Genomic DNA, 12,972 nt, shown 5'->3' with positions numbered 1-12,972 from the left:
ATATCTTATTGATGCGCAATTACTGTTCCATTCGCGGAGAAAATTCAACGCAATCTCGAAAAGCCGCACGCCGTAGATTTTTACAAATCGTGTCTTTTAACTACTGGCATCTCTGGCCAGTTGTGGTTCTACTGGAATCATTCACACTCGCAGCACTCTCTCGCTGCATGCTCCCCCAAGAACCCAACCGCGTTACCGCCTGCGCGAATACTAAAACCATGGAAATCGAAATCACTGATAACGAAATCATCGTCCATCAAGACGACCGCCGTTACCGAGTACGCGGACTCGAAAAGAATCTGAGTCTTGCCAGACTGCATGTCAACTTGAAGGTGGATCGACTGGACGCCATGCACATCAATTCATTCGACCTCTACAGCGACCGGCACCGCCAGCAGTTCATCAAGCGAGCCAGCGAAGAACTGTACGTCGATGAACTCGTTATCAAACGAGACATAGCCCGGCTGCTCCGCAAATTAGAAGAGTTACAGCTTGACCGCAAAGAAGAGGAACAGCCCATCGAACTGACCGCCGATGAACGCACGGCAGCTATGAAACTGCTGGAAGACCCCAACCTCCTGGACCGCATACTCACTGACTACGACAGTTGCGGACTGGTCGGCGAAGAAACCAACAAACTGCTGTGCTACTTGGCGTGTGTCTCTCGCAGGCTTACTCAGCCGCTCGCTGTACTGATTCAATCTTCATCGGCGGCTGGTAAGACTACACTCATGGATGCAGCGTTGGCATTCGTGCCACCCGAGGAACAAGTTAAATACTCAGCGATGACCGGCCAATCGCTCTACTACATGGGCCAGACGAACCTCAAACACAAGGTATTGGCCATCGCGGAAGAGGAAGGCGTAGCGCAGGCAAGCTACGCACTCAAGCTACTACAGAGCGAGGGCAAGTTGACGTTGGCGAGCACCGAAAAGGACAGCGACACCGGACGACAGCAAACCCAGCACTACCAAGTCGAAGGGCCGGTGATGATGTTTTTGACAACCACCGCTGAGAACCCCGACCCCGAACTCCAGAACCGCTGTATTACTCTCCGAGTCAATGAGACACCCGAGCAGACAGCGGCCATTCACGAACGCCAACGCATGGCGTATACCTTGAATGGCCATGCTGACGTTGACGCCATTTATCAACTACACCAAAACGCCCAGCGACTCCTGCAACCCTTGAAGGTAGTGATTCCCTGGACCGACAAACTCACCTTCCGCAACGACCAGACCCGGATGCGTCGGGACCACGTCAAGTATCTGTCGCTCATCGCTTCATTGACACTGCTACACCAGTACCAGAGGGAGCAACGTGATTCGTGTGTAATTGCCACCAAAGAGGATGTAGAAGTTGCGAACCGGCTGGCCAGTGAGGCACTTGGTAAGAGCCTCGATTCACTCATGCCGCAGACTCGGCAACTCTTACTACTACTCGATGAATACCTCCCCAAGTCCAAACGCTCCGAGGTTCGTTTCACTCAGCGTGAACTGCGGGAGCGGTTCGGCTGGGGAGACTTTCAGTTACGCCGCCACTTGCAGCGGCTGGTGGAACTCGAATACGTCATCAAACACAAGGCGAAGCGAAACCAGAAAGAATACGAACTCCTATATCAGGGCGAAGGGCAAGACGGCCAGCCGTTTCTGCTGGGGCTGGTGGACGCCGCCAAGTTGCGGAAACGTAAAACGATCACCTGAGCATCTAAAACGATGCCCTTCCGATGCCCTTTCGATGGGGTGTCGATGCCCCACCAAAAACGATGTAAATCGTTACGCTGCCAAGGCTTCTATTCGTGAGCGGCACCAGCACGCCTGAAAACGATCAAGGCGGCTAAAAATCCGTGCCCACGTTGGGCAATTCACTGCGCTACCACTATGCACCGAAAGGATAGGACCATGCCCAAGAAAGGCGACCGAACCGAGAAACTCATTGCTGGCGACCCCACAGACCCGCAGGGCATGAACCGCCTGCTGGTGGCTTACTTTGAAGCGTTGCTGATTCGCAACTACTCCGAAGAAACCATCAAAAAGCACCGCCTGCAATTGAACGACTTTATCGTGTGGTGTGAAGACCGCGATATTACTCGACCTGCCCAGGTGAGTCGGCAAGTAGTCCAGAACTACCAGCGGCACTTGATGCGGCAAATCGACAAACGGGGCAAGCCGTACTCATTCAGGAACCAGTACAGCCGGGTCTGTTCGATACGCTGCTGGTTCAAGTGGCTCTTGAAGAATGAGCACGTACCGTACAACCCGGCTGCGGACCTCGACCTGCCACGGCTTGGCCAGCGGCTTCCCAAGCATGTACTCACTCAGAATGAATCCGAAGCCATCTTGAGTCAGCCCGACGTGCGGGACGCTGTGGGACTGCGTGACCGGGCGATTCTGGAGACGTTCTATTCTACCGGTATGCGGCGGATGGAGTTGTGCAGGCTTCAAGTACACGACTTGGACAACGAACGTGGCGTTGTCACCATTCGCCAAGGCAAGGGCAAGAAGGATCGCACGATTCCCATCGGTAAGCGGGCTTTGGCGTGGATCGAAAAGTATCTGACCGAAGTGCGGCCAGACTTCCTGGTCAACCTGGGTGAGGGTGCGTTGTTTCTGACCACCTACGGCAATGAGTTTTCGGGGTCGAGCATGTCCAAGCTGGTGCGCGATTACGTTGACCTTGCGGCCATCGGGAAGACGGGTAGTTGCCACCTGTTTCGCCACACGATGGCTACGTTGATGCTGGAGGGTGGTGCCGACGTGCGTTACATCCAGGCCATGCTCGGGCATAGCAACCTGGAAACAACCCAGGTTTACACCCGAGTATCCATCCGCAAGCTACAGCAGGTGCATACCGACACGCATCCGGCTAAAAATGATCGACAGTAGCCGCTGGCACTGGTAGAATCTGGGCTGCTCTTTGACAACCTAAAAAACGATCACGGCGATTTTTTCAGACCGCTCTGGCGTTCATCGTCGCAAGTCCAAACACGCACTGGAGTTTTCCCTTGTAATGACTCTGTGAGGTCGTGGTGCTTCGGTAACGAGTTTCTCTATACCGGACGGAGACTCGATCCCGAGACGGGGCTTTATCAATATAGGGCGAGATACTATCACGCGCAGTTGGGGAGATTTATCAATCGGGACCCGATGAATTACATAGATACTTGGAACCTGTATGAGTACGGATGGTCAAGGCCTACAAGCACACTTGACCCTAGTGGAATGACCATAACATTTGCTGCAGAGCCCTTACATCCAAGGCCGGTTACAGGTCCGGTGGAATCCACTTTTCCCCGCTTTGCACAAGGAACTGAACCCCTTCCTGGTGGTTCCTGGACACCAAAGCCGCACTATGACCCTACGCCGCCCGTTTTTGATCCTGACGCTGTTCCCTCTGGTCAGCAAGCAGATGAACCCTGCCCCAAAGGTCCGAATCCCGACCACTATGCAGATTCGGATTCAAGAGTTGACACAAAACCGTGGAAATACCCGAATCCAAACTATGTAGAAGGGAGTAAACATGATGAGGGAAGTGACTGCTCGGAACAAACACTCCGCCACTACACTTCGGTAGTTGCGGCGCAGAAGACAAGGGCGAACAAAGAGACTTGCAGCAAATTGACATGGCCCCTTTTTATGTATAGTTGCAATGACATTCAGAGACTTCGTGACAACTGGGATGCGTATGCGGAGGCAAGAAGAAACAGGGAAAATCGCTGCTTTAGAGGAGGCAACAAAGGGCACCAACTTGCCACTGCTAACGCCGAGTTTCAAGTATCCTTCTGCGAATATTTGCTGCGGAAGAAAGGATGCTTCGGATATACGCCGCCTTCTGAACCGCGGCACCCATACCACCTTCTCGCAACATTACCGACTTCAAGGTAATCCTCACCATGAATGAAGACTCGATGAGTAAATCACAGCTTCTAGATTTTATTTCTCATGTTTTTTATGGAGTTTCGCTAGGAGCAGGTACCGGCCTAATGGAAGGGGAGGGAATGGACTCTCATGCCAGTGCAGCAAAGCTGGCAGAACTAAGAGCAATGGACGAGAAAGAAGACTGGAAAGCGATTCCCCATGCCCGGCTAAATCAATATTGTACGGGGTTGTGTTTCATGGACCCTGCTGGAATGCGTTTTCATCTGCCCGCTTTCTTGGTTGCGCATCTAGAAAGGTCACTGGACCAGGATATCCTTTTTCACCTAATCTACTTAGACAACGATGCGACTTCACGCTTTGGATTGCTGAGCACCGAGCAACGAAAGGCTGTAGCGAAGTTTCTTGAGTTTTGCCTACAGGATGACCCTAGGACGGAACCTATTCGAGATTCCATTCAGTCAGCTCTAGATAACTATTGGGAGAGGACTTAGTAAGGGCGTATGGTGCAGAAACTCAGCCGACCCGGAAACAACTGGAATTACAGGGGTTGCGAACACAACCAGGGCTGACACTCAGACAGTTTCGATTGGCCCACAGAAGCGAAGAACCGCTGAACGATAACACCGAAGCATTACGAAGCATGATTCAATAGAAGGCATTTTCATAATCACTTTCAAACACCCCGGCTGTAACCGCCCTCTTCCCAGGCTTTCGACCGATGATTTCTCTAATCGGGAATGCGTCAAGGCCATAGCGGTCCCCTGCCAACGTTTTCTGGCTGGTATTTTCCCTAAGTATTGTTGGACTAAACCGCTCCGCGGTGGGATGGAGTGGATGCCTTTGATTCCAGGAGCGCGGTCGTTGGTCACTCAGGCCGGATTTTTCATATCGCCGAGCGTTCCAAGCGGACGCAATTGTAACTGAATCAGCAGGTTGCGTCCCCCTCTTTTCCGAAATGTTGATTATCACACAAGAAGACTTAAAACAATCGAAGCGTACTTCTACTCCGTTGCATCTCCCCACCGGTGAGGTCTCGTCTTCACAAAAAGTATAGGTATCAAACATCGACTCAAGTGGTCCACTGTCGCTCTCATTTAGCCGGCTTCAGTGACATATCGCACCGCACTTCTGAAAGACTCAGACATGGACCCCCTGAGAATAGAAATCGGCGGACAGCGAAGTTTAGAAGGGTGGATTAATCTGGGCGTCAGAGACAATGGTTTTGACATCATCACGGATGAAATACCGTTCGACGACGTCACAATGTTCTACTGGGCACATGTGATAGAGCATCTACCGTTCGCTTGTGTCAGAATCGCCGTTCAAAGAATGTATGACAAGCTTGTGCCAGGAGGCATACTTCGAACCATTACTCCGGACCTACACCAAATATGTGTGGCCTATGTCAATAAAGACGTTCACGCGTTCACGAGCGGGGAGAATAGATGGAGCACCTTCAGTGAAGAGTATGAGCAGCTCGGAATTGGAGGAATGTTCATTGCCCAAATTGTAAACTCACAACCTCCTGGAACCAGAGATGAGAACAAGGTGCACAACAATAAAGGCATCAATGTTGCTGATCTAAGTCATGTAGGTGGATATGATTTTGAGATGTTGGAGAAGTTGTTCTTAAGCGTTGGCTTTTCTCGCGTCGAAAGGACAGGCTTTATTGAAATAGACCGATACCAGAACAGAAAAGGACAGCTCCTGGTGAATGCCATTAAATGAATAGCTGTCAGGTGTCCAGGCTGGCTACGCTCCCAGAACGGACGAGGCACCTCGATTGCGATGATAAACCTTGAGCGAAACTCGATAGCGGGCCATTGGGATTTGACAGCTTCTGGGTGCCACAGTTTCCAACTGTCCAGTTCAAGACTGAGAGAATCTGTGCACGATTTAATGCACGAAACGAGGCAGAATAGCGTGCATTCCATGGAAACAATGGAACTAGAATGTGGCAAACCCCCGATAAACAGGCCATTTGTGCCTAGAATGGCTGCGTTCCCAAGCTGGACGTCGCGGGTTCGAATCCCGTCTCCCGCTCTCCTTTTTTCCGAGAGTCTCTCGGCTTTCTCGACTCAGCTCCACCCTTGCCGTCGTCGCATGCGCGAAATGGAGCCCGAGTCTCGCGTTCGCAGCCGCTGGATCTCGTCGCCAGACGGCCATTGCAGTCGGATAACCCGCCATGGCAGGGGGGTTTTTTCGTCTACCTGCGGATCCCCAGCGATAAAAACCAACTTTGTCGTTAAGAACCGTGGGCCAAGTGTGCATTGTATGACGGAGGCTCGCCAACCACCTCTTTGTCTATAACTATGTCCACTGTACCAGATCACGACAGCAGCTTTTCGATGCTTTGGGCTACCCATTATGCGCGGCTGCGCGCTTACGTGTATCTGTTCATTAGCCCCCAGGCGGATGCCGACGACGTCATTCAGGAAACGGCATTGGCGGCGGCGCGCGACTTCTCCAAATTTGACCACAAACGCCCGTTTCTCGAATGGGTCGTCGGCATCGCGCGCAATCGGGTGCGGCAACACTTTCAATCGAAGGGCCGCGATCGCTGTTTAGTGCTCGACGCCGAAGCGCTCGAGGCGCTCGAAGGCGCTTACTACCGAAATGATAGTTACCATGACGACGTGCGCGATGGTCTCAGTTTCTGCCTGCGGAAGCTGCCGGAGAAATCTCGCAAGCTGATCGAGGCGCGCTATCTGCTCTGCTTGACTCCCGCATCCATCGCCGAGCGTTATGGCACTACACCCGCCACGGTTTACACACGGCTCTCGCAACTGCGAGTAGCGCTGCGCGGCTGCATTGAGCGAAGGCTGCGACTTCGAGAGGCGGGTGGTCAATGATGGATCCATTGCAGCTCTATAGCGCTCACCTGGATGGGTACCAGTTAACCCGTCCCGAGACGATGCGGCTTTCGAAGTGGATTGCCGCCGACCCGAAGAATGCCGACGCGATCGTGGGACTATCCTACCTTCACGAAGGCATCGACAGTCGGATGTGCCTGCCGGAGATGCTCGACGAGCTAGCAGACGCAGAAGATCCGGAGCTTCGCGCTGAGATTACTCAATCGCTGGGTCAACTCTGGGACACCATCGAAGAAACGGGACGCGTCTCACTGGACGCCGCGCCGTCGAACACGCGAAACACTGCCATGTGGGCGTCGCTGGCAGCCGTTGCCGCTACGGTGGTGGTCTGCCTGACCGGCTATGCCTTGATGCGGCCCAAACAACCGCAGATAGGGAACGTCCCCGTCGCCGCGGCGCCCTCGGAGGCAGCGCCCCAACTAGAACCAGATGCCACCGATCGGGCGAGTGAGCAACCCACCGAGCGACCGGCAAGATTGGTCGCCACCATCGAAGCATCGCTCGACGCGGTCTGGTCGCGAGACGAACCGCCCGAGGTTGGTGGAATCCTCATACAGAACGAAGCGATCGAACTTCAGCAGGGCGTTTTGCAGCTTCGCACCAACGTGGGACATACGCTGGTGCTGCAGGGTCCCGTGCATGTGAAGCTCGAATCGGCCCAGCGCGCACACGTGCTGCGTGGCAAAGTGTCGGGCCTGGTTGGGGAGCATAGCGGCAGCTTGGAGTTTGTTACCCCCACCGCGCACGTTGTCGATCTCGGAACGGAGATCGGTGTGGGCGTTGATGAACAACTACGTACTCTCGTGGCGGTTTACGACGGTGCGGTGGAGGTTTCCAGTCGCAATCAACCGGGTGGGGATAAACTGACTGTGTTGGCGGGGTACGAAACCGAGGTCGACCACGACGGCGTGCTGCAAGACTCGCCACAACGCTCTCGGCACAATCGGGCGTTTGTTCGCACCGACGAGGTGGCGTTGATGCAGGGAGCCGCCGTTGGTCAGCGCGACGCGGAAGCCCAAGCCCGGTTCTTTGCTCTCTTGCGTTCGGAAACGCTCTTGGCTTACCAGTCGTTCGACGCGGCTTCCGATGGGCAACTCCACACCTTTGGCTGGGCCGAGCCTGCGATGCGCCGGTATGGCGGGCGGTTCATTGCCACCGACCTGACCGAGGATCCCACGGCTGGCCGTGGATCGCTGCGGATGGGTCCAAGCAGCCGGGCCTTTGCCAATCTGGACCTCTCCGACAATAGCCGCATTGCGGACGCCGAGTTACTCTCCGACGACGGACTGGTGGGTGGTCCGGGCACCGAGATCTGGGTCGCCTGGCGCTCGCAAGCTACCACGCCTGCTCACGACAGCGAGACGTTTGCTGGTGTATCGCTCACCGTGAGCGACGAAAGCAACTCGTTCGAGACCTTTGTCGGCCGCATCCACCAGCGCCAGGCGATTGGCCTGCAGTTGAATCAAGGTGGCGATCCGCCCATCCGTCTGAAGTACCCCATCGACTTCGATAGCGGGACGCCCGACACACAAACCAGGGATGTGGATAGCGAGCTACACCAATGGGTAGTGCGCGTGGTGTATGGCGAGAGCGAAAGCCACGTGTCGATGTGGTTCGATACGCCCATTGCCGACGTGGCCGACCAACCACCAGCGGTCGAACAGCGAGAGATGGTTCCTGAGTTCGACCGCATCCGACTAGCGCTTGGCAACGATGTGGGCCACTGGCTATTCGACGACTTAATGGTAGCCGAGTCCGCCGAGAAGCTGGCCGAGGCGGCCCAGTTGCTCGCGCAGCCGGTTGCGCAGCAATAGCATACCTACTTTGATTGAGAACGTGTCAATTCCGAAGAAGTCCTTCTCCTGCAACTTTGATTTGAAAGGTTTGAGTCTAATGTCCATCAAGAGATTGCAATTGGCAGCCGCGGCGATGGTCGCCATCGGCCTGAGCATCCAGGGAGCCCATGCTGGCTACATCGATGAACTGCAGAACACTGCTGGTTTGATTTCCCATTGGGGCATGGAAGAAACTACGGGCAACACCGTCGCCGACTCGGTAACCACCGACAGTGTCGATGGCGACAACCCAGGGACTTTTAATGCAGGCAAGGGTGCATCGTTGGGTGCTTCGGGCCCCCGCCCCAGTGATGGCTTCCTGGGGTTCTCGCCCAGCAACAATGCAATCAGTTTCGCTGGCGGCGCCGGCGGAGCAAACAACACCAGCCCTTACGTCGACCCCGACCACCAGGGCTTGCTGATGGACCCTACGGGGTACACCGGTGCGAGCGGCTTGAATGCAGCTACGCTCATCATGTGGTTCCAGATCACCGATAGTACCGAGCAACATTACCACCTGGGCGGCATCCAGCGCGACAGCTCGCTCGGCAGCGGCGGTCGTTACGGGCTTGCGATGAACCACTACGACGACGCTGGCGAAGGGCTTCGTCTGTTCTCCCGCGTGGGTGATCCACAGGCATCCGAGCAAGCAATGAGCACCTCCAACGGTGCTTCTCCCGACTACTATGCCCCGTCGTCAGGCGCTGCCTCCTGGCACATGGCCGTTGCCACCATTGGCAATGACGGTAGCGACAAAGTCATGAAGCTGTACGTGGACGGGGTGCTGCTCGATACAGAAATGTCGGCGGGCAACGCGGGCCTCAACCTGTCGACTCGCGACTCCATCATCTTCGGCCAGGACTCGGACCTCGACAACGGCCGTCAGATGGTTGGCCAACTCGACGAAATTGCGTTCTTTGATCGCGCCTTGTCGGGTGAGGAAATCACCCACCTGTACAACGCAGCCGTCGTGCCCGAGCCAGGTACTGGGGTGGCAATGCTGCTGGGTCTTAGCCTCCTGGCATTGCGCCGACGGGTTTAGTTTGATTTGCGGGCAGCACGTCCAGCTCTGCCGCGCCGTGTGCAATGCGGCGCGGCAGGCACGGCGTGCAGGGCATCCCGCTGGCGGCATCGAATAACATTGAGGACATCTATGATTTGCCACACACAATCGCAGTCCATCGCCATCGCACTCTGCCTTGCGTTGGCAGTGGGTTCCAGTGCGAGTGCAGACTACAGCGACTTTCTCCTGAACCTCCCTGGGGTCACCTCGCACTGGGGCATGGAAGAGACCTCCGGCAACACCGTGTCGGACTCCGTAACGAGCGACTTGGTCGACGGCAACAACCCAGGCAGTTTTGCTGGCGGCGCCGGGGCTTCGCTCAATGTCGCCGGCCCCCGTGCGGCGGATGGCTTTGCAGGTTTCGCCGCCGACAACCGTGCGATCGACTTTGCCGGCCTGGCTGGGCAACGACTCGACATGTCGCCTGGCGGCTACACAGGAACCACGGGGCTCGATGCGTCCAGTCTCACCATGTGGTACCGAATCACCGCTACCGATACCACCCAACACGTCCATCTCGGCGGCTTGGAAGAGGAAACCGATGGCGCCAGTGGCCGCTATGGCCTGGCGCTCAATCACTATCCAACTCGGACCAACACCACGTCGAGTAGCAAGAACGGCGGCCTGCGCGTGTTCGCAAGAACCGCCAACCCGGCCGCCAGTGAAGTGAATTTTCAGACGGGGTATTCCAGCAACAGCAACCCCACGGAAGTGAGCTATTGGGACAGCACCTGGCACCAAGCGTTCGCAACGTTCGCACCGTACGGTCCCGACCAGTGGCGGCTACGCCTGTTCGTCGACGGAAAGCTCAAGAAGCAGGACATAACGGGGCAGGATAACAACAACGACCCCACCACGGTCCCCTCCGGGTCGACGCTGTCGCTCCGCAATGCACTGACCTTCGGAGAAGACGCCGGCGACAACGCCCGCCTGATGGTCGGTCAGTTGGATGAAATAGCGCTGTTCAGCCGCGACGTTACCCCTGCCGAGATTGGTGCTTCGTACCTCGCTGCCAAAGGCATCACCGCCCAGCATAGCCTGCTTCCCGCTCAAGGCATCGTGGCGCACCGCGGAGCTTCCGACACCCACCCAGAAAACACGCTTGCCGCCATCCAAGAAGCGGTCGACTTCGGCGCCCACCAGGTGGAACTCGACGTACAGATCACCAGCGACGGCGAACTCGTCTTGATGCACGACGACACGATCGACCGCACCACCGACGGCACCGGCAGGGTGCAGGACCTTACGCTCGCACAACTGAAGGCCCTCGACGCGGGGTCGTGGAAAGGCGCCGAGTTCGCCGGCGAGCCGATTCCGACACTCCAGGAAGCACTCGCGGCGATCCCGCTGAACATGTGGGTCAATGTCGAAGTGAAAGGCGTGGACGGCAACGACGCTGCCACCGCCGCCAAGGCCGCTGAGATCGTGCACCAGATGCGCCGCACCAGCCAGGCGTTCGTAGCGGGAGGAGCCGACTCACTGGCAGCCGTTTCCACCTACGAATCTACGGAGGGTGTCGACATCCTGACGAACAACCTGGATCGCCAAGATGGAGACACTTCGGCCTACGTTGCCACGACCATCTCCAGCGGGGCGGACTTCATTCAGCTTCGCCACAACCACTCGTTTCCGACGCCCGCCGAAATCCAGTCGCTGGAGAACGCCGGCGTCCAGATCAATTACTTCTTCAGCGACGATGCCGACGATCTCCCGGGACTGCTGAGTGGTGGAGTCGAATTCGTGCTGGCAAACGACCTGGCCGAGATGATGGGGGCCGCGGTGGATGAGGGGATCGTGCCGTTGCTTGCCATCTACCATGGCGACTTCAGCGCCGACGGCGTCGTCGACCAGCAAGACGTAGGTCTCTTCCTCGAAGCGCTCGCGGATCCCGCTGCATACGAATCGAATCACCCCGACTTCCATGTGGACATCTATGGCGACTTCAACTTGGACGGTTCGTTTGGCCTGGAAGACTACGAGGACTTCGAAGACCTAATTACCGGGGGCGCTGGCCCCATAGCTGGCGACTACAACCTGGACGGTATCGTCGACAGCAGCGACTACGTGGTGTGGCGCACCTTCTTCAGTGCAACCGGCGCCGCCGTGCTGCCAGCCGACGGAAACGGCGATGGCAGTGTGAACTTGGCGGATTACACGGTGTGGCGCAACAACCTGGGTGCGACGGGGACAACGATGGCCGCCTTAACCGGCACGAGTGTTCCTGAACCAGCCACCGCTGTCCACTGGCTACTAGCAACCCCCTTGGGCAGCATGGTACTGCGTGTTCGATACGGAGCCAAAGAATGCGAGTAAGGCGACTCAACAACATCGCACTCACGGCGAGCCACCCCGGTGCTCCCGTTCGCGGGTTCACTCTGGTAGAGCTACTCGTCGTGATTGCGATTATCGGCATCCTGGTAGCCCTGCTGCTCCCCGCGGTACAAGCTGCCCGCGAAGCCGCACGGCGCACGCAGTGCGTAAACAACCTGAAGAACATCGACCTGGCCATCTTGAATTACGAGGATACCCACAAGGCCTTGCCTCTAGGCACACCGAACCGTGACGCCCAGTCGATCAACGACCGCACCACCGGTTGCATGCGAGGCGACGACGACACGATCTACAACTCCCATCGCATCAGCGCATTCGTCCTGATCCTGTCGCAGGTGGAACAACAAGCGTTGTTGGATCGGTTTCAGCTCGACAAAACCCCGCTGATATGGAAGTCCGGCGCCGCAGGAGTCGACTGGGAGAAACTGCCTGGACGGGAAGGCCTTGCGGAGTCTCGCCCCGATATTTTCGTTTGTCCCAGCGACAACTCGGTACCCTTGCATCCCGACCCCGACCCAGGCCCCATTCGCGGCCAGCACCCAGCCACTGGGAGCTACGCTTTGTCGAGTGGTACGCTCGGCCCGCCATCGACGAACTGCACGGTCAAGAGCGACAACACCGGTGCCTTCCGGTATCGACGAGAAGTGAAACTGGAGCGCATTGTAGATGGACTGTCCAACACATTCTTCATTGGCGAGGTGCAAGCGGCCGACACTCGCGAAAGCTCTAACATCTGGTCGTTCGCGGCTCGCAACGCCGATTCGCTTCGCAATACGCGAAACGCGTTGAACACTCCACCTGGGCAGGGCCTCGTTGTTACCAAGGGAGCAACGGCCGGCAGCAATGGAGCGTTTGGCAGTTACCACGCCGGTGGCGCCAACTTTGCCATGGGAGATGGGAGTGTCCGTTTCATTACGGACGAGATCGACAGCATCAGCTACGATGCCTACGCAACCATTGCAGGCGAAGAGATCATCAACAAACCATGAGGG

10 protein-coding genes are annotated in these 12,972 nt (G+C 56.5%); all 10 read left to right on the top strand.

The features are described 5' to 3' along the window. The first annotated feature begins 8 nt into the window (after positions 1 to 8). The 10 genes from ACQK2L_RS00615 (at position 9) to ACQK2L_RS00570 (ending at position 12,969) form a co-directional block, all read left to right on the top strand. Positions 9 to 1,703, top strand: coding sequence for a hypothetical protein (locus ACQK2L_RS00615; protein ID WP_425394995.1), 1,695 nt, complete (start codon positions 9 to 11; stop codon positions 1,701 to 1,703). Between the two features lie 198 nt (positions 1,704 to 1,901). Beyond that, positions 1,902 to 2,885, top strand: a complete 984-nt coding sequence (gene xerC, locus ACQK2L_RS00610) for a site-specific tyrosine recombinase XerC (protein WP_425394994.1) — start codon at positions 1,902 to 1,904, stop codon at positions 2,883 to 2,885. Between the two features lie 132 nt (positions 2,886 to 3,017). Further along, the gene (locus tag ACQK2L_RS00605) at positions 3,018 to 3,884 is read left to right on the top strand and encodes an RHS repeat-associated core domain-containing protein (protein ID WP_425394993.1); all 867 of its coding nucleotides are present in this window, start codon (positions 3,018 to 3,020) and stop codon (positions 3,882 to 3,884) included. An 8-nt stretch (positions 3,885 to 3,892) separates the two neighbouring features. Next, complete coding sequence (locus ACQK2L_RS00600; RefSeq protein WP_425394992.1) at positions 3,893 to 4,369, top strand: DUF6714 family protein; 477 nt, start codon at positions 3,893 to 3,895, stop codon at positions 4,367 to 4,369. 652 nt (positions 4,370 to 5,021) lie between these two features. Next, the gene (locus tag ACQK2L_RS00595) at positions 5,022 to 5,606 is read left to right on the top strand and encodes a hypothetical protein (RefSeq protein WP_425394991.1); all 585 of its coding nucleotides are present in this window, start codon (positions 5,022 to 5,024) and stop codon (positions 5,604 to 5,606) included. A 584-nt stretch (positions 5,607 to 6,190) separates the two neighbouring features. Beyond that, complete coding sequence (locus tag ACQK2L_RS00590) at positions 6,191 to 6,730, top strand: sigma-70 family RNA polymerase sigma factor (protein WP_425394990.1); 540 nt, start codon at positions 6,191 to 6,193, stop codon at positions 6,728 to 6,730. Then, positions 6,727 to 8,565 carry a hypothetical protein gene (locus tag ACQK2L_RS00585; protein ID WP_425394989.1) on the top strand — a complete coding sequence of 613 codons (1,839 nt, stop codon included), beginning with the start codon at positions 6,727 to 6,729 and terminating at the stop codon, positions 8,563 to 8,565. Before ACQK2L_RS00590 ends, ACQK2L_RS00585 begins: the two co-directional genes overlap by 4 nt. 79 nt (positions 8,566 to 8,644) lie before the next feature. Beyond that, a complete protein-coding gene (locus ACQK2L_RS00580) occupies positions 8,645 to 9,628 on the top strand; it encodes a LamG-like jellyroll fold domain-containing protein (RefSeq protein ID WP_425394988.1) in 984 nt (327 codons plus the stop codon). 111 nt (positions 9,629 to 9,739) lie between these two features. Beyond that, positions 9,740 to 11,962, top strand: a complete 2,223-nt coding sequence (locus ACQK2L_RS00575; protein ID WP_425394987.1) for a glycerophosphodiester phosphodiesterase family protein — start codon at positions 9,740 to 9,742, stop codon at positions 11,960 to 11,962. Further along, positions 11,953 to 12,969 carry a DUF1559 domain-containing protein gene (locus ACQK2L_RS00570; RefSeq protein ID WP_425394986.1) on the top strand — a complete coding sequence of 339 codons (1,017 nt, stop codon included), beginning with the start codon at positions 11,953 to 11,955 and terminating at the stop codon, positions 12,967 to 12,969. Before ACQK2L_RS00575 ends, ACQK2L_RS00570 begins: the two co-directional genes overlap by 10 nt. Positions 12,970 to 12,972 lie beyond the last annotated feature (3 nt).

This window comes from Aeoliella sp. (assembly GCF_965227375.1).
GTDB lineage: Bacteria > Planctomycetota > Planctomycetia > Pirellulales > Lacipirellulaceae > Aeoliella.
This window is presented reverse-complemented; position numbering and strand designations above follow the sequence as displayed.